20 protein-coding genes are annotated in these 22,544 nt (G+C 46.7%); 7 read left to right on the plus strand and 13 right to left on the minus strand.

The features are described 5' to 3' along the window. Positions 1-184 precede the first annotated feature (184 nt). A complete protein-coding gene (locus H8K52_RS16025) occupies positions 185-601 on the plus strand; it encodes a hypothetical protein (protein ID WP_186923919.1) in 417 nt (138 codons plus the stop codon). Next, a complete protein-coding gene (locus H8K52_RS16030) occupies positions 598-789 on the plus strand; it encodes a helix-turn-helix transcriptional regulator (protein WP_186923920.1) in 192 nt (63 codons plus the stop codon). The genes H8K52_RS16025 and H8K52_RS16030 overlap by 4 nt, the downstream gene beginning before the upstream one ends. 294 nt (positions 790-1,083) lie before the next feature. Here H8K52_RS16030 and H8K52_RS16035 read toward each other — a convergent pair whose 3' ends face one another. The 3 genes from H8K52_RS16035 to aqpZ all read right to left on the minus strand — a co-directional run bounded on the left by H8K52_RS16035 (position 1,084) and on the right by aqpZ (position 2,987). Continuing rightward, positions 1,084-1,428: a hypothetical protein gene (locus tag H8K52_RS16035; protein WP_186923921.1), complete on the minus strand. Its 345-nt coding sequence runs from the start codon at positions 1,426-1,428 to the stop codon at positions 1,084-1,086. A gap of 103 nt (positions 1,429-1,531) precedes the next feature. Next, positions 1,532-2,248: an outer membrane beta-barrel protein gene (locus H8K52_RS16040; RefSeq protein WP_186923922.1), complete on the minus strand. Its 717-nt coding sequence runs from the start codon at positions 2,246-2,248 to the stop codon at positions 1,532-1,534. A gap of 46 nt (positions 2,249-2,294) precedes the next feature. Beyond that, entirely contained in the window at positions 2,295-2,987 is a 693-nt protein-coding gene (aqpZ, locus tag H8K52_RS16045) for an aquaporin Z (RefSeq protein ID WP_186923923.1), read from the minus strand. Positions 2,988-3,459: 472 nt separating this feature from the next. Here aqpZ and H8K52_RS16050 point away from each other — a divergent pair, with 472 nt between their 5' ends. Further along, the gene (locus tag H8K52_RS16050) at positions 3,460-3,723 is read left to right on the plus strand and encodes a DUF2249 domain-containing protein (RefSeq protein WP_186923924.1); all 264 of its coding nucleotides are present in this window, start codon (positions 3,460-3,462) and stop codon (positions 3,721-3,723) included. 258 nt (positions 3,724-3,981) lie between these two features. On the opposite strand, the gene H8K52_RS16055 is transcribed toward H8K52_RS16050, so the two are convergent. The 4 genes from H8K52_RS16055 to H8K52_RS16070 form a co-directional block, all read right to left on the minus strand. Further along, entirely contained in the window at positions 3,982-4,476 is a 495-nt protein-coding gene (locus H8K52_RS16055; protein WP_186923925.1) for a GNAT family N-acetyltransferase, read from the minus strand. A 579-nt stretch (positions 4,477-5,055) separates the two neighbouring features. Beyond that, positions 5,056-5,406, minus strand: coding sequence for a hypothetical protein (locus H8K52_RS16060; RefSeq protein ID WP_186923926.1), 351 nt, complete (start codon positions 5,404-5,406; stop codon positions 5,056-5,058). Positions 5,407-5,660: 254 nt separating this feature from the next. Further along, positions 5,661-6,005: a hypothetical protein gene (locus tag H8K52_RS16065; RefSeq protein WP_186923927.1), complete on the minus strand. Its 345-nt coding sequence runs from the start codon at positions 6,003-6,005 to the stop codon at positions 5,661-5,663. 69 nt (positions 6,006-6,074) lie between these two features. After that, positions 6,075-6,566 (minus strand): hypothetical protein, encoded by a 492-nt coding sequence (locus H8K52_RS16070; protein WP_186923928.1) that lies wholly within the window; start codon positions 6,564-6,566, stop codon positions 6,075-6,077. 140 nt (positions 6,567-6,706) lie between these two features. On the opposite strand from H8K52_RS16070, the gene H8K52_RS16075 reads away from it, so the two are divergent. From H8K52_RS16075 to groL, 3 genes are all read left to right on the plus strand, one after another. After that, a complete protein-coding gene (locus H8K52_RS16075) occupies positions 6,707-7,699 on the plus strand; it encodes an integron integrase (protein WP_186923929.1) in 993 nt (330 codons plus the stop codon). 363 nt (positions 7,700-8,062) lie between these two features. Then, a complete protein-coding gene (gene groES, locus H8K52_RS16080; protein WP_186889009.1) occupies positions 8,063-8,353 on the plus strand; it encodes a co-chaperone GroES in 291 nt (96 codons plus the stop codon). Between the two features lie 43 nt (positions 8,354-8,396). Beyond that, positions 8,397-10,046 (plus strand): chaperonin GroEL, encoded by a 1,650-nt coding sequence (gene groL, locus H8K52_RS16085; protein ID WP_186923930.1) that lies wholly within the window; start codon positions 8,397-8,399, stop codon positions 10,044-10,046. A 606-nt stretch (positions 10,047-10,652) separates the two neighbouring features. Here the strand turns inward: groL and H8K52_RS16090 are convergent. The 4 genes from H8K52_RS16090 to H8K52_RS16105 all read right to left on the minus strand — a co-directional run bounded on the left by H8K52_RS16090 (position 10,653) and on the right by H8K52_RS16105 (position 16,752). Beyond that, positions 10,653-13,772, minus strand: a complete 3,120-nt coding sequence (locus H8K52_RS16090; protein ID WP_186923931.1) for an efflux RND transporter permease subunit — start codon at positions 13,770-13,772, stop codon at positions 10,653-10,655. Between the two features lie 9 nt (positions 13,773-13,781). Beyond that, a complete protein-coding gene (locus H8K52_RS16095) occupies positions 13,782-14,951 on the minus strand; it encodes an efflux RND transporter periplasmic adaptor subunit (protein WP_246464611.1) in 1,170 nt (389 codons plus the stop codon). Between the two features lie 34 nt (positions 14,952-14,985). Next, a complete protein-coding gene (locus tag H8K52_RS16100; protein WP_186923933.1) occupies positions 14,986-15,726 on the minus strand; it encodes a TetR/AcrR family transcriptional regulator in 741 nt (246 codons plus the stop codon). Between the two features lie 78 nt (positions 15,727-15,804). Continuing rightward, positions 15,805-16,752, minus strand: coding sequence for a sulfite exporter TauE/SafE family protein (locus H8K52_RS16105; protein ID WP_222613806.1), 948 nt, complete (start codon positions 16,750-16,752; stop codon positions 15,805-15,807). A gap of 191 nt (positions 16,753-16,943) precedes the next feature. Here H8K52_RS16105 and H8K52_RS16110 point away from each other — a divergent pair, with 191 nt between their 5' ends. Next, positions 16,944-19,394 (plus strand): ATP-binding protein, encoded by a 2,451-nt coding sequence (locus tag H8K52_RS16110; RefSeq protein WP_186923934.1) that lies wholly within the window; start codon positions 16,944-16,946, stop codon positions 19,392-19,394. A gap of 68 nt (positions 19,395-19,462) precedes the next feature. On the opposite strand, the gene H8K52_RS16115 is transcribed toward H8K52_RS16110, so the two are convergent. Both H8K52_RS16115 and lpdA read right to left on the minus strand, forming a co-directional pair. Further along, on the minus strand, positions 19,463-20,077 hold the full coding sequence (locus H8K52_RS16115; RefSeq protein WP_186923935.1) for a DUF4395 domain-containing protein: 615 nt from the start codon (positions 20,075-20,077) through the stop codon (positions 19,463-19,465). Positions 20,078-20,351: 274 nt separating this feature from the next. Further along, positions 20,352-22,454 carry a dihydrolipoyl dehydrogenase gene (gene lpdA / locus H8K52_RS16120; RefSeq protein WP_186923936.1) on the minus strand — a complete coding sequence of 701 codons (2,103 nt, stop codon included), beginning with the start codon at positions 22,452-22,454 and terminating at the stop codon, positions 20,352-20,354. Between the last annotated feature and the right edge of the window lie 90 nt (positions 22,455-22,544).

The following is a 22,544-nucleotide window of genomic DNA, read 5'->3' on the forward strand; positions in this document are numbered from 1 at the left end:
ATGTAAAGGACACTTGACATAAATTTTCAATCGTTTACTATGTCAATCATGCTTTACACAGCAAAGACGTTTTTTGAACATGTAAAGTAAGCTGATGAGCATGGCATGGTCTCGCCCTGCTTTTTTTATGCGACCATATGTCAAGTACGCTTTACATGCAATTTCACAAAGTCAAGGAATTTTTATGTTTAATAATGAATATTCAAAAAAAGACAAAATCAATGCAAAGAAATACGGCAACGAGCTAGGAATCAGCCTCGTGATTTATATGATTGTCCTGTTTGGCTCCATTGCGATCGCAAAGCCAATGGAAAACAGCTGGCTGCGAACCTTGATCGTGTTAACACCAACGCTCCCTTTCCTCGGCGCATTTTGGGCAATCATTCGTCATTTTCGACGCATGGACGAATACATGCGGGTGTGGGTATTAGAAGTCATTGCCCTCGCTGGCGGCATCACCGCGCTCTTTAGTTTTAGCTATGGCTTTTTAGAAGGCATGGACTATCCCAAACTCAGCGGTTTCATCATTTATGGCATCTTTATGACAAGCTGGTTTCTGATCACACTCGTGCGTAAATTCATTTTGGAGCGTGAACAATGAGAAATATCGTCAAAGAACTACGCACAGAAAAAGAATGGAGTCAGGCGACCTTGGCTGATCACTTGGAAGTATCACGCCAAACCGTCAACGCGATTGAAACCGGTCGCTATGATCCCAGCTTGCCGCTGGCATTCACCATTAGCAAATTATTTGGTAAGCCAATAGAGAAAATATTTTTTGTGGAGTAGACAAAATTTCTCCTGAATTAAAAATTGGTGCTAAACCTACTCAAAGCAGCGTTGTGACTTTCACGCCACTCTGTTTTGAGTATTCTTTTGTATAAATTCCAAAACGCATCTCAAACATTGAAATACTCATGATGTCCAATCGCCGCAGAATTACCAGCGGCAACAGTATGGTCGCCGCAAAATTTTGCGCACTAGATAGCCATGATCATGAAGACACTTTTGAGTAAAATTAAGTGGCCAATGAAAAAGTGCAGAAACGTGGGCAATCGATCAGCGATGTCAATACGCGCAGCTTCAAATACCAATTTTTTGGGTGACTTTCGCACCAATTATTTTCACAGAAAATGACCTACCGACGAATATCTCTCGCATCCTCTTTACAATTTTTGTGTCGCCGTCGTCAGAATTGAGGATAAATTCGACATTAAAAGTTCGTTTAGACTCGTCCTCATTTAAAGATACCGTTGAACTAGTGCTGTACTCACCAACACCTTTCAATTTTTCTTCCAAATCATGTCGAATTTGAAGTTGTTGTTCCAAACTCGTACCAGGATCAAATGGCTCTTCCCATGTCAATATCAGACGCGCAGGCTCTCGGTTTACTGAGTATTGAATGCCATCACAGGCAAATAAACTCAAAAGCAAAATTAGGAATAAAAATCGAGAGAGGTATATGTGCATAGCTGTGTCTGACGAATTGTGTAATTGACGAATCAAAAAGTCATAATATCGTATGCACAACTCAAAAACCATACTCAAAATTCAACCTCACCAAGCGATAAGGCCTCTGAGTATCGATCCTCGTGGTGATGAATTCCCTCTCATAAAACTCAAAACCAGTGGCATAAGCTCGTTTCAGCACATTATCTATACTGAGACGTAGTTGCGTCTTTTTATCAAACTTCCAAAGACCATACATATCGAGATTGGTTTGCGCTTGATGTAATTCACGTTGACTCAAATTCACCAATAAAGGATTGCCATCGCGATAGCGCAGACTCGCACCGAGGCTCAAAGGAAAATCTTTGGCGGTGTAGTCAATCGTCGAATTTGCTGTCAACGATATTGGAGTGAGTCGATTATCTGGTTTTGGCAAATTCGACATCGTCGTCCAGCTTTTAGCTACGGAGAAACTCACATTCAGATCTGGTGCCGCAGCGATAAATCGCTTCAATGGAAACTGAGTATCCAAGCTAACAGTTTTACTAAACGCTTCACCAGCATTCACAAACTGTCGCCACCACTCATCGCCAATTTTTGTGAGATCTTGCCTGTGCAAATCGTCTATCTTGCGAATAACTGAGCGCACGTTGTAGTTCCACTTATCAGAGCCATTATGTTCATACGCTGCTTCGATTGACCACGCCAATTCAGGTCTGAGGCTGGGGCTAGCAAGGGGGTTAGGATTTTCTAACAAGTAGGCAAAAAAAATCCACCAAGGCCGCTGGTGGATTTTCATTGCCGTTCAAACGGTGTCGTTTAAAAACAAGTTTAGCTCTGAGGACTCATTTTTCGTCAGAGGCACCGATAAATCGATAGACCGTTGCACCCAATACAGCACCGACGATAGGTGCTACCCAAAACAACCATAATTGCGCGACCGCCCAATCACCGACGAACAGTGCAACGGCTGTGCTTCGAGCAGGATTCACAGACGTATTGGTAACAGGAATACTGATCAGATGAATCAAGGTCAGGCATAAGCCAATCGCAATTGGTGCAAAGCCAGCTTGAGCGCGCTTGTCAGTCGAACCCAAAATCACAATCAAGAAAAACATCGTTAACACAATCTCAATCAACAATGCAGCCATCATGGTATAGCCACCTGGCGAATGTTCCGCAAAGCCATTTGAGGCAAAGCCTTTGCTGGCATCAAACCCGACAGTACCACTAGCGATCAAAAACAAAATCGCGGCACCAATGAAGCCACCCGCCACCTGCGCAACGATGTAAGGCAATAATTTACTTGCTGGAAAACGCCCGCCGACCCACAAACCGATCGATACCGCTGGGTTCAAATGACATCCTGAAATATGCCCAATCGCATAGGCCATCGTCATTACCGTTAAACCAAAGGCCAAAGACACACCCGCAAAACCAATTCCTAATCCTGGAAAACCCGCCGCTAAAACGGCGCTGCCACAGCCACCAAAAACTAACCAAAACGTTCCAAAAAATTCCGCACCATATTGTTTCATCATATTTCTCCGCTGTTGTATCGAGATCATCACAAAATTTCAAATTCAGGTTCAAGCCAAGAATCAAACTAAGAAAGAAATGGCGGTAGCAAATCAATCGCTAGCGCCCTTCAGATCAGACAAAAAGTTTCCTGGCTTATACACACACTTTTTGCAGTTCAAAGAGATTAAGGTAATATTTAAATTACACTTATCATCAATTAAAAATAACTAAGGCATCTTGAAACACAAATGATTTCTGGTCAAGTCAATGAATACGGATTTAACAATAATTCGCTTTCGCCTCACAATTGGCTAGACGATGGACTCTTATGCGTGGTCCTTCAAAAAGTGACATACATCAAGAGAACACTTCGAAACTGCAGCTTCTCCTCGCCCCTGCCGCCAATCCGCTATAGGCTTATTGCCGCTACCCGCGATAACGCAATACCAACTATAAACAATGTTTCCTAACGTATTTAAGAGGCTTACTATGTCACATGATTGCTCACTCCCCCACACTGACGCTGGCACCTATGCTTTTGATGCAAGAGGTGTCGCCAAACGATTTCGTCATGCCGCAATTTTTGGGGCATTGTCAGCTCTGATGCCGGGAGAAATTATGCGATTTTGCAATGACCACGATCCCCTTCCTTTGTTAAATCAGATCGGTGAACATTTTGGTGACAAAATCAAAATGGCTTACATCTCACGCGAGCCTGGCGAGATTGTGATTGATTTTTCAGTGACTTCATAAACTGAGGAGTGACCACAAAGTCACTCCGACCGATTCGAGGTACCTACCCACCGTTGATGATGTTGATGCGAAGGTCTAAACAGGTGTGACGTGCATTGAAGAAGTCGCAGAGGATTTTACAATCGCCGTCATTCCTGCATGCTGGCAGCAGGAATCTTACGGCGAGTATCTGTGTTGCATCCAACTCTTGTTAAAACACAGCATAAATAAAACCTTCTCTGGATAATTCAAATCGCAACGCAAGTCAAAGCGATGTGATCAAATCTCTGCGGCTTGCAAGCTAACTTCCTTCGTACCGTTTGCCACCCATTGGCTCCCAAGTTGCTTAAAGCCGAACTTATCGTGAAACGCTTTTGAAGCAGGATTTGGGGGTTGAATATTATATTCGCAGGTAATGGCACTGATTCCTTGCGTCTGGGCAAAAGCAAATAAATCCTGATATAACAAACTGCCAATTTTCAGACCGAAAAACGCGCTAGAAACAACGATACGATCAACATAAACAAATGTTGGAAACCTAGCTGCAAACCATTCATAGTTCGCATTCTCATACGCAGCATGGTCACGAAACGCCAATAAAAAAGCCGCTACCGTATCGTCGACCACCGCCACTTTAAGATAGCAAGCCATACTCGACAACAACTGCAAACGCGACTCATCCATCGCACTAGTCTGCTGAACTTCCACCTCATTTAACGCGACGATAGACACGAAATCGTCTGGCCTTGCGTCACGAATCAGCACTTGTGTCATCTTCATCTCTCCTAAAATTTACATCGATATTAATCGTCAAATCTGTGTAAAGGATTCTAACTGAGAACACAATGAGACCATTGGGCAACTGCGGATAAATCAGTAGTCGACGGCAAACAATCACGTTGCCGCCAAGACTGATCATGATTTGTGCTTATTGCGGTGGTATGAAACGTATCCTACAAACGCGAATCGAATCTCGATATCGTCCCAATGCCAAGAATTTATTTATTTCAGATGTGGTTCCTACCAACAAGGCGATCATCACGTAAGTGTTCTAGTCCCCCAAAAAAACCGTAGAAGGATGGCCAGATAAACTCGTCTTTACATTAAGAAAAACCAGTCAATAGGAGGTAAAGGTGAAGTGAGGAAATCACCAGAAAAACGACGTGAATTTCAAACTCAGATAGAACTCACCAAAGTCAAAGCAGCGACATTCCATCCAACCGTGTACGGAAGCAAAGGCCATTTGCATAAGCCAACGCCAAACACATACAATTAAATCGGACTAGCACAACAAACAGCTCAGATCGTGGCCGCTTTGCGTCACGATCTAAGCTCACTCGCTAGGCCGCATGTCTATTTCATCCATTCTGGTTTTCGCGTGCCACGGCAGAATCGTTTGGTATCAGCTTTGTCTTTCGGTTCAATATGCTCATCCAGTTCAGTGAGCTTTTTCATGATTCTTGGATTGGCGCGATACTTCTTCTTCAGAGTAGCAAGCTTTGAGTCAGTACCCGAGCAAGACTGGCAGATCGCCCAGTTGATGTCGGCTTGACGCTCTTCATCGTACCCATACTCGCCGCGCCAGTGATCGCACGATTCGCGCTGCTCAAGAAAGGTAGAAACATCCTTTGGTAGCGCCGACGACGCGGCCCCCGCGGTGTGGTAGGGCAACACAACCAATAGGATGAGGAAGAGGCTCTTCATTTGCGGCCTAACGTAAAAATGAACGGCGGGAAGCGTCGGGATCGATTGGCAAGTTAAACATCATTTTGCTGGCGTCACAAATTTTAATCGCCACCAAAAAGTAAAGAGCTGCAAAACTAAGCTCCGATGGACCTTTCCATGGCTGCGCTTAGTCTCACCGTCAAACGGGACGTTAACGTTGATTTGAAAGGCGCGCGCGCCGATCAATAAGTTTTAGAAAAACGCATGTTCGCGCGTCATTTTCGAAAGTCATGTTAGGGGTTAGCTAGTAATTTTGCATAGATTGCCATTCGCTCTTCTTCGGTTTGTGCGCTATCCCACCGATTAAGCAAGCTAAAGAAGTACAGCCTCTCGTTCATTGTCATACGCCCAATTCCGTGAATCGCTTTATCTCGAAACTGAGACCACAAACCGTAGATTTTTTTGTGTTCCATTTCACTTTCGATCCATGTATAACCGATGAAACGCTCGACGATGACCTCAAGTTCTTCGGTATTCTTCTCATCGTCTTTCCAGTTAGATAGCAAGACTGCGAGTTTCAACACGACTGGATCGCTAGACGTTCGACTTATTGCGGCGACCAATGCATCAAGATCCATTGAAACCCCTAACGTTTGCGGTAAGCGGACAAGCCAGCGGAGCTGGCGCAGGTCCGCTTGACCAATAGGTTAGGCCGCATTGTTTGACGCACGCAACGATGTGGCGAGCGCTGTAAGAGCCTTGCGTGCTGCCTGCGCCACCAAAAAATCCCTTACGACCAACACCCAGACGAAGCCTACCAGCAGCGCTCCGAACGAAAAGGCGAAGGGATACAACCAAGACGATTGGCGCATGCTCCAGGCGCCGCCCAAAAAGAAGGGTATGAACACAAAGGATAGGGCGCTAATAAAAAGTAGCGCCACCGAGCGCTCCCAGAAATAGGGAACGAGTACCTTTTTGCTTGAGTGATCAAGCCAGCCGTAAATGTGCCGCCAACGATCCTGCCCGGGCATAGCGAGCGTGATCTCCGTGTTTGCCTTCGGACATAGATGTCCAAAAGCTCGCGCTTGGGAAACTGTCGCGTAGCTTGACGAGAACCCAAACTCTGTGAACTGTCCGCGCTGGCTCGAAATGTGCGAAACGTTCGAAACGGCGGTTAACAATAGCGGCTGAAGATGCATGCTGCCTAACGTGATTTAATTTTACAAAATGAAAAGATACCCGAACATCAAAAAAAAGACAATTTGTTTCTTTACGCTTGCAAGCCGCATGGATGCTGGTTATATTTCAATATACTGATTAAATATACAGTTACAACCAAATGGACAAAAACATCAATCCACCAAAACCAAAATTGCTTGATCAGATGCGTGATCGTTTGCGGTACAAGCATTACAGTTTATCGACTGAAAAGGTCTACCTATATTGGTGTCGCTTCTACATTCGTTGGTCTGGGATGCGTCATCCACTAGAAATGGGATCACCGGAAATTGAAGCTTTTTTGACTATGCTAGTCTCGGTTCGGCATGTCTCTGCAGCGACCCATAAGCAAGCCTTGAGTGCAATATTATTTTTATACAAAGAAGTACTTCAGATCGATCTACCTTGGATGCAGCAAATTGGTCGCCCAAAAACCGAACAAAGACTACCGACCGTATTAACAGCATTGGAAGTGCAGTCTGTATTGCGCAATTTAGAAGTGATCAATGCGGAACACGCACTCTTTGCTAAACTTTTATATGGCACAGGTATGCGAATTATGGAAGCCGCCCGACTACGAATAAAGGATATCGAATTTGACCGATCAGCCATCATCATTCGTGAGGGAAAAGGTGCCAAAGATCGTGTGGTCATGCTACCTGAAAGTCTCCGTGTCGATTTAATGGCGCAAGTCGCTCGCTGCAAACTGCGCTGGCAATCAGACACCGAACAACAAATGAGTGGTGTGGAAATGCCGTTTGCCTTGGATATAAAATATCCGCGAGCTGGGCATAGCTTGGCTTGGTTTTGGGTGTTTCCGCAGCATGTTTTTTCGACCGATCCGCGCAGCGGTATCATTCGACGGCACCACCTTTTTCCACAAACATTTCGACGGGCATTTACGGCGGCTCTCAAGCAATCAGGAATTCATAAACCTGCTAGCCCACATACTTTGCGCCATTGCTTTGCAACTCATCTTCTACAATCAGGTTGCGATATTCGTACTGTTCAAGACTTATTAGGGCATGCAGATGTCAGTACAACGATGATTTACACCCATGTTTTAAAAATCGCTGGCGGAGTGCGCAGTCCGCTCGACAGTCTCGACAAATAGTGCTTTTGTGCTTCAATCCCAAGACAAATACATTCAAATAAAGAAACATTCGAGCTTCAAAAAACACCGAACATCTCAGCTAAGCCCCTGATTTTTAAAATAAAACCGCTATTTTCAACTTTCTTCCTTGAAAAAGCCCTACCCCGCCCATATAATTAGCACTCAGCGAAAGAGAGTGCTAACAATCAAATCAGCATTTTCTTTTGGCAACATATTCCCGTGTGGAATTGAGGGCTTGAAAATGGCTTGTGCAGCACCCATATAATGGGCTTGATAGCATTGAGCGCAAAACAATTAAGCTCACATTTTTGCAATCTTGTTTACTTTGGTAATTTTACTTTTGTAATTTTTTTAGGAGTTAGTATGAATCTTCGTCCCCTGCACGATCGCATTATCGTTAAACGTTTGGATCAAGAAACAAAAACAGCATCCGGTATCGTTTTGCCTGACGCAGCAGCAGAGAAACCAGATCAAGGTGAAGTACTGGCTGTCGGTAACGGCAAAGTATTGGAAAACGGCACAGTGCGCGCTTTAGAAGTTAAAGTCGGCGACCGCGTGTTGTTCGGCAAATATTCTGGTCAAGCTGTCAAAGTTGACGGCAATGAAGTCTTGGTAATGCGCGAAGAAGACGTTTTCGCGATTGTTCAGAAGTAATTGAACATACCTCTTACCACTTATCACAATTCGGAGAATTAATATGGCAGCTAAGCAAGTAGTATTTGGCGATGACGCACGTGCAAAAATCGTTAACGGTGTTAACGTTTTGGCCAACGCAGTTAAAGTAACTTTGGGCCCTAAAGGTCGTAACGTAGTTTTGGAGCGTTCATACGGCGCGCCTACAGTGACTAAAGACGGTGTGTCTGTCGCTAAAGAAATCGAACTCAAAGATCGCCTCGAAAACATGGGCGCACAGTTGGTTAAAGAAGTGGCTTCCCGCACTTCTGACAACGCTGGTGACGGTACAACGACAGCGACTGTATTGGCACAAGCTATCGTTCGCGAAGGCTTTAAATATGTTGCTGCTGGTTTCAATCCAACGGATTTGAAGCGCGGTATCGACAAAGCAGTTGTAGCGTTGGTAGCGGAAGTAAAAAACATCGCTCGCCCAACAACAACAAACAAAGAAATCGCTCAAGTTGGTTCTATCTCTGCAAACTCCGATCAAAACATCGGCGACATCATTGCTAAAGCAATGGACAAAGTCGGCAAAGAAGGCGTGATCACTGTTGAAGATGGTAAGTCATTGGAAAACGAATTGGATATCGTCGAAGGTATGCAATTTGACCGTGGCTACTTGTCACCATACTTCATCAACAATCCAGAAAAACAAGCTGTGATTTTGGATAACCCATTTGTTTTGTTGTACGACAAAAAAGTATCTAACATCCGTGATCTGCTCCCGGTATTGGAACAAGTTGCAAAATCTGGCCGTCCATTGTTGATCATCGCAGAAGACGTCGATGGCGAAGCATTGGCAACTTTGGTTGTGAACAACATCCGTGGCATCTTGAAAACAGCAGCTGTTAAAGCGCCAGGTTTTGGTGATCGTCGTAAAGCGATGTTGGAAGATATCGCGATTTTGACTGGCGGCCAAGTGATTGCAGAAGAAGTTGGTTTGACTTTGGAAAAGGCAACTTTGGATCAATTGGGTCAAGCTAAGCGTATCGAAATCAGCAAAGAAAACACCATCATCATCGACGGTGCAGGTCCAGCTGTTGGTATCGAAAGCCGCGTAAAGCAAATCCGCGCACAAATCGAAGAAGCAACATCTGACTACGATAAAGAAAAATTGCAAGAACGCGTTGCCAAGTTGGCTGGCGGTGTTGCAGTGATCAAAGTTGGTGCTGCTACTGAAGTTGAAATGAAAGAGAAAAAAGCACGCGTTGAAGACGCATTGCACGCAACACGTGCAGCGGTTGAAGAAGGCGTTGTTCCTGGCGGTGGCGTTGCATTGCTCCGCGCACGTGCAGCAGCTGGCGTGATCAAAGGCGACAACCCAGATCAAGACGCAGGTATCAAATTAGTCTTGAAAGCAATCGAAGCACCATTGCGTGAAATCGTTGCGAATGCTGGTGGCGAAGCAAGTGTAGTGATCAATGCTGTTGTCAACGGCACTGGCAACTACGGCTTCAATGCAGCAAACGATACCTACGGCGACATGATCGAAATGGGTATTCTCGATCCAGCTAAAGTAACACGCTCTGCATTGCAAAACGCAGCATCTGTTGCTGGCTTGATTTTGACAACTGATGCATTGGTTGCAGAATTACCAGAAGACAAACCAGCTGCTGGTGGTCACGACATGGGTGGTATGGGCGGCATGGGTGGTATGGGCGGCATGATGTAATTTTGCCCGCATGCATTGAGCAGAAAGTCTGTTCAATGCATCATGCAATTTGTTCGCACAAGCAGTAAATGTAATACACACTACACACACAAAAGAGAAAGCCTCGTTACTTCGGTAACGAGGCTTTTTTATTGCTGATAAATTCAAAATTTTGGAAAGCCTAAATTTCGATAGTGAGTCATTCCAGCGAAGGCGGATTAGCATCGCTCCTGCGTAGGCTGGAGTCCAGCGACTTTGCTTAGGCAACGAACGGCACTAGATTCCTGCCTTCGCAGGAATGACAAGCTGTGCTGTTGCTTCTCGTTTCGCCTTTTTTCATGAGGTCAGAAGACGCTTCTCTATAAGGATCAAGCGGTCTTCAAGGCACACGAGTCGAATAAACAGTAAAAACAATTAGGGTCGCTCCTGCGTAGGCAGGAGCCCAGCGACTTTGCTCAGACAACGAACGACGCTAGATTCCTGCCTGCGCAGGAATGACATACTGTGCTGTTGTTTCGCTTTCATCCTTCATTCATGATGTCAAAAGACTGTTGGAGATTCCTATCCGTAGACACAGAACACCAAACTGAATTCAACACTTAAAGGCAAATACATTCATCCAAAACCTCAACGATGCTTCCCTTTCCCAAGCAGACGTTTAATCCAATGTTCAAAATCATCAACGTAGGTAAACACCGCTGGCACAACTAACAAACTCAATAGCGTCGAGGTAATCAATCCACCAATCACGGCAATGGCCATTGGCGAGCGGAAACTAGGATCAGCGCCCCAGCCTAATGCTAGCGGCATCATGCCAGCACCCATGGCAATGGTGGTCATGATGATCGGACGGCTACGTTTGTGGCAGGCATCGACTAAGGCGGCAAATCGATCCATGCCAGCACTACGCGCAATAATCGCGTAATCAACCAGCAAGATCGAATTTTTGGTGACGATCCCCATCAGCATAATCAAACCGATCATCGACGGCATTGACAGCGCACGTCCGGTAATCAGCAAGGCGACAAAGGCACCACCAATACTGAGCGGTAATGCGGCGAGAATCGTAACGGGTTGCAAGAAATCTTTAAATAACAAAACCAAGACACCGTAGATACACAAGACACCGATCAACATAGCAATACCAAAACTGGCGAACAAGGCAGCCATTTCTTGGGCATCCCCCAACTCGGCAATACTGACCGATGGTGGCAGATTTTTCATAGTCGGTAATGCGCGCGCCTCTTCGTTAACTTCGCCCAATTGACGCCCACCTAACTCCACGTCGAGAGTCACGTTACGGCTGCGATTAAGTCGATCAATTTGGGCTGGGCCCGAATCCATGGAGACCGTTGCGACACTACCGATCATCACTGGACCATGACGCCCCGGAACGGTTAATCGCTCAATGGCTGTTAAATCGGCCCTGACCTCATCCGGCAGTTTTACTCGAATCGGTACCTGACGTTGCGCCAAATTCATTTTCGATAGTGCCATATCGTAATCGCCAGCCGTTGCTACACGCACCGTTTCACCGATACTTTCAGCGGTAACACCAAGGTCTGCGGCTTTGGCCAAATCTGGTTTGACGATAATTTCTGGACGGACTAATGACGCACTGGAGCTGACATTACCGATCCCTTTCAGGCTACGCAATTCACGTTCGACTTGACGTGCTGTTTCTAACAGCGCAACTGGGTCTTCGCTCTTTAATACCAGCTGTAATTTCACGCCAGTATCAAGTGGGCCGACTGAGAACTTTGCACCAGAAATGTCATTCATTTTGCTGCGAATCACATTATCCAAATCTGTCATCGCTTCTTTTCTGTCATTTCTGTGCACAGCTGTCACGGTCAATACCGCACGCCGCGCTTCTGCAGCCGCTCCAGGTGCAAAAGCATCGCCACTAGAACCGCCACCGATAGAGCTAAATACGCCAGTGATTCCTTTCACCGACATGATGGCGAGACGTGCTTGTTCGGCAATTGTGCTGGTTTCTGCTAGGGTGCTTCCAGGTGGAAGTTCAATGTTCACCTGCGTTTGCGCGCGATCTGATGGAGGCACAAAACCTGTCGGTAACAAACCGACCAATCCTATCGATGCCATAAAAAAGGCCGCAGCAGAAATGATCGTGATCAGGCGATGGCGCAAACACCATTGCATAGTCGCCATATAACGCTGCATCATCCAACCGTCAGGTTTATCGTGAATATTGCCGGCTGCATCTTTCTTTGGTGCTTTCAAAATATAAGCGGCCATCATCGGCGTGAGCAAACGTGCCACCACCAACGAAGCGAGAATCGCAATCACGGCCGTCCAACCAAATTGTTTAAAGAAGAGTCCAGGTACACCGCCCATAAATGCCGTCGGTAAAAATACGGCGACTAAGGCAAAGGTGGTGGCAATGACCGCCATCCCGATTTCATCAGCGGCTTCAGTCGCCGCCTCCATCGGTGTTTTGCCCATCTGTAAATGGCGCGCAATATTCTCGATTTCGACAATGGCATCATCGACCAAAACACCGACTACTAACGCCAGGGACAAGAGTGTCACGGTATTTAAGGTATAGCCGAAATACTGTAATCCTAAAAATGTTGGAATCACAGACAAAGGTAAAGCCGCTGCCGCCACTAAGGTCGAACGCCAATCGCGCAAGAACCACCACACCACCAAAATCGCCAGCAAAGCACCTTCGTAGAGGAGCTCCATCGAGCCATTGAAGTTTTCCTCTACGGGTTGGGCGTTATCAATTGCATGTTTGAATAAATACTTGGGATTATTTCTTTGCAGCTCAGTGATGGCCGTTCGAGTCCCCTTGGCAACATCCACCTCCGATGCGCCCTTGGTGCGGAAGATTTCAAATCCGACCACCGATTTCCCATTATAAGTAGCGCGAGAACGTGGTTCACTCACAGTGTCTAACACTTGGGCCACTTGATCCAAACGAATATGACGTCCATCCGGCAAAGGGATATCCATGTTTGCCAATTCTTCGGCCGTTTTGACCGTGGCGATCGTACGCACAGCTTGCTCTGCACCACTGACGTCACCGCGCCCGCCAGGCGCTTCTTTTTGCACAATTTTTAGACGTCGCGAAACATCCACTGCAGAGACATTCAAGGCCGCCATTTTGTTGGCGTCCAATTCCACTCGCACTTCACGATTAACCCCGCCCATACGTTTAACGGCACCCACACCCGGCACACTGCGCAAACGTTTAGATACAGTGTTATCGACGAACCAGCTCAAGTCTTGTTCGTCGGGCGTGGTGTTATCGCCAGCGACGCTGGGATTGTCTTTTGCTGGCGGTGCCGCTTCGATGGTGTAAGTCAAAATGACACGTCCGGCGGTCGACATTTTTGTCACCGTCGGATCGCGCATTTCGCTCGGCAAATCCGCCCGCACGGTTGCCACGGCGTCACGGACTTCATTCACGGCATCGGACAAAACCTTTTCGAGGATGAACTCAACTGTGACGGAAACATTGCCATCTAAGACTTTGGTGTAGACATTTTTTACACCTTGCAAACTAGCTACGGCATCTTCAATCTTGCGTGCAACTTCCGTTTCTAACTGGGCGGGAGCGGCACCAGGCAAACTGGCATTGACCGTCACCAAAGGTAGTTCAATATCAGGAAAATCCTGCACAATGGTGCTACGGAAAGACAAAATCCCTGCCAGACTCAGCAAGGCAAACAACATGATTGCTGGGATGGGATTTTTGATCGAGAGCGTGGAAAAATTCATAGTCCGCCTCTATTTCTTTGTCGCAGGAACTGGATTGGCAGTTGGTGTGATGGGTGCGGCCACCAATTTCACCAGATCACCATCATTCAAAAAGCCGACCCCACTTGCAGCGATTTGCGTACCCGCGTTAATGCCGCCGAGGATCTCAATTTGTTCTGCACCATTGACTTGCATACGACGCCCTGTTTGCACTTTAACCTGGGTCACACGCTGATCAGGATTGAGTTTGAACACATAGCTAAAGCCATCACGCACCACTACGGCTTGTTGGGGAATCGTCATCGCAGCAGAGCTTCCGAGCATAAACTCGCCTCGGGCGAACATACCTGGTTTAAATGCGTTACTGAGTTTTTTGTCTTTGGCTGGCAAGAGATCGACATACACCAAACCAATGCGATTATTGACATCAACGGTCGGTGCAACCATGCGAACTTTAGCCTGCGCCTGTTCCCCATTGGGCGCAATCACGGTGACGGACATGCCGCTAGCGATTTTACTCAAGTCTGCGGAAGTGACTTCAGCGCGCCACTCCAGACGTCCTTGACGTATCAGTCGAAATAGTTCAGCACCATTACCAACGACCGCTCCCACCGTCGCGGTACGTGCAGAGATAATGCCTGCGTCAGGTGCCAGAACTTGCGTGTATTTCAAACGAATTTGCTGCACATCGAGGCTCGCTTTAGCTGCAGCAACTCGGGCTTTCGCAGTTTGTTCTGCGGTTAGATATTGGCCAATCTGTTGTTTGCTAATCGCACCACTTGCTTGCAGTCCGCGGGCTCGGTCGGCGTTCGTGACAGCCTCAACCGCGGTCGCTTCTGCTTCAAGCAATGCGGCTTTTGCCTGCGCCACATCGGCATTAACTGCCTCGCTGGCAAAACGTGCCAAGACCTGTCCTCGATTGACTACATCACCGACATTGACTAAAACCTCCGCAATTCGCAAGCCGCTGGACTCGGAGCCAATGATGGCTTCCTGCCAAGCGGCTAGGCTACCGTTTGCGGTTAGTTTGGTCGCCATTTGCGCTTGGCCAACCTGTGTCGCCGTCACTGTCAACGAGGGCTTTGCACTGGCACTGACCGCCTTGGCGTTGGCACTAGCAGCGTTCTGCGCCTTTGCTGGTGCGATTACCGACATAAAGACTAGTACTAACAACGGTAATGGTATTGATATCGTTTTCATCGTAACCTCTTTCATCAATTTAATTTATCAATCTTTACGTGGATGCACTGAGTCGACGCTGTCGCTCTTGCTCACACATGCACAGGGCGTATTCAACCAAACGTGAAGCGTAGTCATCGATGGCTTTTTCTTTGGTAATCAAAGATGGACGCACAGCAAAAATCACGTCACTGCTCACCATCAAGGTCAGTGCTAAACCTGAGAGTGCGAAGGCTAGTCGATGTAAATCATCATCTTCGCGTTTCACATCTAAATGTTTAGCGAGAAATTTGACCAGCGCTTTATGGGCGGGCTTAATTTGATGATCGATTTCTTCCATCCACAGCCCTGTCGGTTCTAGCATTTCGCGGATATGAAGTTTCATACAGTTTTGCGCAAGCTCACCATGTTTGAAGCTGTCGACAAAGGTTTGTATCAGAAGTTCGATCCCGCCACGCAGACTCAAGTCGGCTTGCAAAAATTGGCTGGGATGAATAGTTGGATTGCAGCGGGGATCATTAAAAACAGTGCGGTACAAATTTGCTTTATCACCAAAGTAGTAACTAATGGCGGAAATATTTACTTGTGCCGCTAATGCAATCTCACGTGTGGACGTGGAAGCAAAACCTTTTTCGGCGAATAACTTTAAGGCACAAGTGAGCAAGCGTTCCCGGGCTTCTTGACCGTCGATGCGTTGAACTTTTTCCGCAGTCGGCTTTTTAGGAATCGCACCACTGTGCTTCGCCTTTTCGCTCACTGTTGTCGAGTCTATTGTCTTCGATGTGCTTTTTTTCATGTTGCGCATCCTAGCATATAAATCAAACGATTGTTTGACTTAGTGATAGAGGGCACATTATTGAAAAGTCTTAGGGACTCAATTCATGTGATCTCTCGCTCTCTCAAGTCGCGCGGCATTTAACATGGTAAATGCCACAAGCATAACGACGAGCACCACAATCCAGCGCACATAATCGAGTGGCAGTGACTTCACAATATAAGCAGCTAACAAAACCGCTGGCACCCCACCAATCGCCAAACCGAGTGCAGCTGATGGTAGATATTTTTGATTGCGGATAAAACCCAAACTACTAATCGGCATCAAAAATGCACACGATCCCATCATGATAGGAAAGGCCGCCAAAGGGCTCATACCAAGCAAACTCACTAAGATCATGCAAGGTGCGTAGAGTCCAATTCCCAACGGCATTAACAGACCCAAAATAAAGTTACCAGCCACGCCAACCCACCACTTCCAGCCAGTCAGTTGCAAAGCATCCAAGCCCGCAGGCAATAAGCCTAGCAAGGAACAGAGCATAATCAAGGCCGCGACCAAGAGAGCGATCCCCATTCCGAGACGAATCTGAACCCGCGGTAGCCTACCAACAACCGAAGTACCTAACCAAGCGCCTGATCCTGCCGCCAAGATCATCGGCAGTAAGGTTGCTGGCGCCACATCAACAATCTGAATAAAGATCAAAGCTTGGGTAATCGTCCCTAGGGTGTGACCAACATTTAAGGTACCCGGGATTAACTCATCAGGAACCAGTTTGCCAATTCGAAAAAAAGCAGTACTGGGCGCAAAAGAACCAATACCCAAGGTATCAAAAAAATCCGTAATAGCGCCGATCAGAATTTCAACTGGTCTTGGCCAATGCCATTCAACACCAGCTCGTCGCATTGCATACAGGCGCTTCGCCCAGGTCAATATAAAGAACAGCGCAAGGACAGCAAAGGTACTCAATAATCCCAAACTCAAATCACGGCTTTGCATATTGCAACCACTTAATAATAAAGTCGCGGGAAAAAGGTAGATAAGTTTCATTTCCATCCTGTCGGTTGTAAAAGAATTGAAAAGTCGCACGCAAACATTGATATATTTAAAAAATATGTACTAGTATCCCCGCGGATCATGCATTCGACAAGTTCTTTTTTAAGACTGGATATTTTCCAACAAAAACCAGCAAAAATACGAGTAGAATCAACCCCGTTAGCAGCCGCCCATGCTCATCTATCGTGAATCCGCTGATCCACAATCATTCTAAACGCCAGCTACTACAGCGCCTCACCTTAGGCTTGGTCTTACTCAGCTTATTGGCGCTGTATGCCAATGAACATTGGATGAAACGTTATCTCACCATTGATCTGCATTCCAGCTCAAATGTATCGGTGATTGATGATCGTCGCCAAGGCGGCAAGAGCATCGCGCGTCTCTCCAAGACGACTAACAATGTGCGCCTTGATTGCGACATCATCCCGGGATATCAATGGCCATTTTGCGAACTCGCAATCGAGTTGGGTAATGATGTCACTGGCATCAATCTGAATCAATTTGATAGCTTACGCTTAAAGCTTCACAGCGAGGGACCGGAGAAAGACAATCCAGTAAGAGTGTTTTTAAGGAATTTCAATCCTGCCTATTCCGTCGCCGACTCTGCCGCGACTTTGAAACCACATGAAATCGTGTACGACCCGCAAAAAAATGCCGCGGCAGTCGAATTTCAGCTCAGTCAATTCATGGTCGCTTCATGGTGGACCCAAGAAAACCCGACCAGCATAGAGCATCTTGGTCCGCAATTAGATCGTGTGCTCGCCATCAGTTTCACCACAGGAGGCAACGTCACGCCAGGCAAACATAGCATTACAGTTGAGTCGGCAGAATTTGTTGGATTGTGGATTTCGACTGAAAACTTCCGGCTTGGACTCATTTTTTTCTGGCTGGCGATTATTCTCGCCTATCTGGCGTGGGAATGGCGTGAGTCCAAACAAGAATTGCGGGAATCAGATCGCCTTAAAAAAGCCTTGGAGAAAAATAATGAAGAATTAGAGTCAAAGGTAGAGGAACGCACCCGTGCCTTAGCGGCAAGTAATTCTAGATTAATCGACACCCTCCAAAACCTAGAAGGAACCCGCTACGAATTAGTCGAGAATGAAAAGAACGCAGCACTTGGCGCACTCGTTTCCGGTGTTGCGCACGAACTCAACACGCCAATCGGGAATGCGCTGCTAGTGAGCAGTACACTCTCCGATAAAGTGAGAGAATTGGAAACCATCAGTGAATCACAACTGACTCGCAAAGCACTCCGAGATTTTTTTGCAGATGCGAATCAAGGCACAGTGATGCTGCAAGAAAATCTGGAACGCGCCGCGACTTTAATCAGCAGTTTTAAGCAACTATCAGCAGATCAACATTCTGAGCAGAGGCGGCAATTTCGACTACTTGATGTAGTTGAAGAAACCCAATTGGCAATGAATCCGCGCATTCGCCAGACATCCCATGTGCTAGCTATCGATATTCCACCAGAGCTAATAATGGATGCCTTCCCAGGCCCTTTAAGTCAGATTTTTATCAACTTCATCAACAACTCTTTATTGCATGCCTTCGAGAATATTCCCCAAGGCCACATGCTATTGAGCGCAAGAGCGTTGGACAATGACATGGTCGAGATCAAGTTCAGTGATGACGGCAATGGCATTCCCGCGAGTGTACTTCGTCGTGTTTTTGAACCCTTCTTCACCACCAAATTAGGTAAAGGCGGTAGCGGGCTTGGCATGCATTTAGCCCATACCGTGGTAACGCAAATTTTCGGTGGAAAAATTGACATTGAATCTTTACCGGGTGAAGGTACCAGCATTCGTTTATTGCTGCCTTTAATTGCCCCCAAAGATAATCCATACGTATTCAAATTGGGAGTGCCCAAAGACGTTCTGGAAGACTACCAATCCTTCTTAGGCGATCGCAAACTTGAACAAGTATCAGATTTTTCGGGAGAACATAGCCGCCGCGACGTCGTTGAACTGGCTTTTTTTATTCGGGCATTCAACACCACTTTGACAAGCCATCCCTATGAGTTAGTTGCGGTTGATAGCTATGCTAATGGTCTGGAGCAATTACGCACATCGAGCATCGCTGCCCTTGCTACCACGTGCTGGCAATCCGACTTGCTTGCTTATGCCGAAGAAATTAGCATGTCAGATGCGATGATCGCCGATGGTCAATCGGTGGTGGGCATTTATACGGATCCGCACAATCAAATCGCTTTACGCTGCAAATCGCTAGACGACTTTAGACAGCTGCGTTTGGTATCAAATCGTGATTGGAGCGCAGATTGGAATACATTGACAGAACTAGGAATTAGTCATTGCGTCGATGTCAAAACATGGCGACAAATGCTGTACATGGTTAGCAGCGGCGAAGTCGACGCCCTCCTTGCACCGTTTGCGACCCATCATGAGATGGCAATTGAACTAGATGATTGCCAGTTGGTTCCCGTGCCAGGTTTGCGCATCGCGCTGCATGGTTCACGTCATTTTGCTTGTGGAAAGTGCGCCCATTCGAACCTGCTCGCTGAAGCAATTTTTCCTGAACTTAAACGCTACATTGATGATGGCAGCTTTGCCAAAGCATTGCGTGAATGCGGATTTATCAATACAGAGACGGCGGATTGGATTGTTTTGAATCCTTAACTTGATTTAAGCAACATAGCAAACAACGCTTGCTAAAAACAACCAAAAATTCGACGGGAACTTGGTGTCTAGTCACCAACCAATTCGCAGCTCGCGCCATTACAAGCTTCCGACTTTAAGTTAAACAGTTTGTAGATATGGCAGCCCGCACAATAAGAAAACGCTGACTCCATCCAAGTAAACAATACGCATACGGCACAAATTAATTGCGTATTCAGCCCATTCCTACCAGTCCAAAATAGGAAGGCGACAACACCAGACAGTATCACCCCGATCGTCCATGCGAAACGTTTTGGCATCGCGGAAACCCATTCAGGTTGCATATTCAAAACGCGCTGACTAATCCACGCAGAGATCAACATCGTTGGGGAATACTGCACGCCAACAAAGACTCTCAACACAAAATCAAAAAAAGAATACGTCGCAAATAAGGTAATTGGCAGAAATAACCCATAGAAGAAAGCAAGACAAAATACCCAAATTGCCGCCATCATCGTCAATCCAGCAGATGCTCTGACTGCGCGCTCATCAACAACACCTTGGTTTAAAAACACGGCTTCAGAAATCGCATTCGCCAAATGTGGATCTTTATTAAAAACATCAAGTTCGTAAATCTTCCCAGCATATTTCACCAACTGCTTTTGGTAACCATAATTCGCCAAGGTATAAAAATGTTTGATCATGATCGCGCCCTATTCACATTGTTCAGTCTAGCAAACACAGTGAGCATTCCTACTCATCTTATTTGCATAAAGAATTATCACTTGTACTGATATTCAATTTCTAAATGAAGCGGAATTGTACAATCGCCATTTACATTTTGTCTAAAAAAAACCCTGATACCAAAAGAAGTATCAGGGATTCTCTACCAATGCATGAGCCCTAAAATCATGAGCACTAAAACATAGCTTTCAGTTTAATTTCGATAGCGTGCCCATGTAACTCTATTGGTGCAGACTATTTTTTTCGTTGAGGTGGCAAGTCTGTACACACACCTTTGTACACCTCAGCAGCCATTCCCATAGACTCACCCAAAGTCGGATGTGGATGTATTGTTTTACCGATATCAACAGCGTCCGCACCCATTTCGATTGCGACTGCCAATTCACCAATCATGTCACCGGCATGTGTTCCGACAATGCCACCACCGATAATTCGCTTGTTCTCAGCATCAAAGATTAACTTAGTGAATCCTTCTGCGCGACCATTCGCCACAGCGCGTCCTGAAGCCGCCCATGGGAACACACCCTTCTCGATTGCTAAGCCTTTGGCTTTCGCCTCATCTTCGGTTACGCCTACCCAAGCGACTTCTGGATCGGTGTAAGCAACAGATGGAATCACGGTCGCGTCAAAATAAGCTTTATGACCCGCCGCGGCTTCTGCAGCCACATGGGCTTCATGTACAGCTTTGTGTGCTAGCATAGGCTGACCAACCAAATCACCAATGGCAAAAATATGCGGTACGTTGGTGCGCATTTGCTTATCAACATTGATGAAACCGCGATCAGTCACGATCACGCCCGCTTTGTCTGCAGCGATTTTTTTGCCGTTAGGGCTACGTCCAACAGCCACCAAGACCAAATCATAGATTTGCGCCGCTGGAGCTGTGGCGCCTGCTTCCGCCGCTTCGAAAGTCACTTTGATACCTTCTGGAAGTGCTTCAACACCGACTGTCTTGGTCTTGGTCATGATGTTATCGAAGCGTTTCTCATTATGCTTCTGCCAGACTTTGACCATGTCGCGATCAGCGCCCTGCATCAAACCATCCATCATTTCAACCACATCAATGCGCGCACCGAGTGTTGAATACACGGTTGCCATTTCCAAACCAATGATGCCACCACCGATGACTAACATGCGCTTTGGAATTTGACGCAATTCCAATGCACCAGTGCTGTCGACAATACGTGGATCTTCCGGTACGAATGGCAATTTCACGACGCTAGAGCCGGCCGCAATAACCGCTTGTTTGAACTGTACAACTTTCTTGCTTCCATCGCTTGCCGTCACTTCTAAATGGTAAGGGCTAAGGAATTGACCGAGACCTTGCAACACATTGACTTTACGTGCTTTCGCCATGCCGGTTAAGCCTGTCGTCATCTTCTTCACGACGCCATCTTTGTGCGCACGTAAAGCGTCGAGATCGATTTGTGGTTTTGCAAAAGTGACGCCATGACCAGACATGCTCGCTGTCTCATCAATCACTGCAGCGACATGCAACAAAGCTTTGGATGGGATACAGCCGACATTCAGACAGACACCGCCTAAAGTCGCATAGCGCTCGACCAAAACCACATTCATGCCAAGATCTGCAGCACGGAAAGCAGCGGAGTAACCGCCAGGACCCGCGCCCAAAACCATCATGTCGCATTCCACATCGATCGCACCGCTGTATCCGGATGCAGCTGGTGCTGCAATCGTTGGTGTTGCTGGTGCAGTCTGTGCTGGAGCCGCAGGAGCCGCTACAACACTAGCCGTTGCGCCAACACCTTCGACCAAGACTAACAAACTACCTTCGGCAACTTTATCGCCGACTTTAACTTTAATTTCTTTCACCACACCAGCGTGGCTGGATGGAATTTCCATGCTGGCTTTGTCCGATTCGACTGTGATCAAAGATTGATCAACTTTGACGGTGTCGCCGACTTTGACCATTAATTCGATGACTTCAACTTCTTTGAAATCGCCAATGTCTGGCACTTTCACTTCAACGATACCAACCACGGCTGGTGCGCTGACGACCGGTGCTGCTGGAGCCGATGGCGCAGGCGCAGCAGCCGCTGGTGCAGCAGGGGCAGATGTTGTAACGGCAGCAGAACTTGCTGCACCTTCGAGCACGACGACTAAACTACCTTCTGCAACTTTATCACCGACTTTTACTTTGATTTCTTTCACGACGCCAGCGTGACTGGATGGGATCTCCATACTGGCTTTGTCTGACTCAACTGTGATCAAAGATTGATCGACCTTAATCGTATCACCGACTTTGACCATGACTTCAATAATTTCAACCTCTTTGAAATCACCGATATCCGGGACTTTGACTTCAATAGCACTCATAGTATTTGCTCCGATTTTATTCTTCGTAGGGTGGGCATTTGCCCACCGCTTTTCGTCAAAATTTACCCTACGCGTGGGCACAAAACCGTG

This window comes from Affinundibacterium seohonense (assembly GCF_014284305.1).
In the GTDB taxonomy this organism is placed as follows: domain Bacteria; phylum Pseudomonadota; class Gammaproteobacteria; order Burkholderiales; family Burkholderiaceae_D; genus Undibacterium; species Undibacterium seohonense.

Excerpts from the sequence above, each read along its gene's own strand:
- groL (WP_186923930.1), top strand. The coding sequence starts at position 8,397 with ATGGCAGCTAAGCAAGTAGTATTTGGCGATGACGCACGTGCAAAAATC.
- H8K52_RS16050 (WP_186923924.1), top strand. The coding sequence starts at position 3,460 with ATGTCACATGATTGCTCACTCCCCCACACTGACGCTGGCACCTATGCT.
- H8K52_RS16090 (WP_186923931.1), bottom strand. The coding sequence starts at position 13,772 with ATGAATTTTTCCACGCTCTCGATCAAAAATCCCATCCCAGCAATCATG.
- aqpZ (WP_186923923.1), bottom strand. The coding sequence starts at position 2,987 with ATGAAACAATATGGTGCGGAATTTTTTGGAACGTTTTGGTTAGTTTTT.
- H8K52_RS16030 (WP_186923920.1), top strand. The coding sequence starts at position 598 with ATGAGAAATATCGTCAAAGAACTACGCACAGAAAAAGAATGGAGTCAG.
- H8K52_RS16040 (WP_186923922.1), bottom strand. The coding sequence starts at position 2,248 with ATGAAAATCCACCAGCGGCCTTGGTGGATTTTTTTTGCCTACTTGTTA.
- H8K52_RS16105 (WP_222613806.1), bottom strand. The coding sequence starts at position 16,752 with ATGAAACTTATCTACCTTTTTCCCGCGACTTTATTATTAAGTGGTTGC.
- H8K52_RS16070 (WP_186923928.1), bottom strand. The coding sequence starts at position 6,566 with ATGCATCTTCAGCCGCTATTGTTAACCGCCGTTTCGAACGTTTCGCAC.
- groES (WP_186889009.1), top strand. The coding sequence starts at position 8,063 with ATGAATCTTCGTCCCCTGCACGATCGCATTATCGTTAAACGTTTGGAT.
- lpdA (WP_186923936.1), bottom strand. The coding sequence starts at position 22,454 with ATGAGTGCTATTGAAGTCAAAGTCCCGGATATCGGTGATTTCAAAGAG.
- H8K52_RS16065 (WP_186923927.1), bottom strand. The coding sequence starts at position 6,005 with ATGGATCTTGATGCATTGGTCGCCGCAATAAGTCGAACGTCTAGCGAT.
- H8K52_RS16095 (WP_246464611.1), bottom strand. The coding sequence starts at position 14,951 with ATGAAAACGATATCAATACCATTACCGTTGTTAGTACTAGTCTTTATG.
- H8K52_RS16115 (WP_186923935.1), bottom strand. The coding sequence starts at position 20,077 with ATGATCAAACATTTTTATACCTTGGCGAATTATGGTTACCAAAAGCAG.
- H8K52_RS16025 (WP_186923919.1), top strand. The coding sequence starts at position 185 with ATGTTTAATAATGAATATTCAAAAAAAGACAAAATCAATGCAAAGAAA.
- H8K52_RS16055 (WP_186923925.1), bottom strand. The coding sequence starts at position 4,476 with ATGACACAAGTGCTGATTCGTGACGCAAGGCCAGACGATTTCGTGTCT.
- H8K52_RS16060 (WP_186923926.1), bottom strand. The coding sequence starts at position 5,406 with ATGAAGAGCCTCTTCCTCATCCTATTGGTTGTGTTGCCCTACCACACC.
- H8K52_RS16100 (WP_186923933.1), bottom strand. The coding sequence starts at position 15,726 with ATGAAAAAAAGCACATCGAAGACAATAGACTCGACAACAGTGAGCGAA.
- H8K52_RS16075 (WP_186923929.1), top strand. The coding sequence starts at position 6,707 with ATGGACAAAAACATCAATCCACCAAAACCAAAATTGCTTGATCAGATG.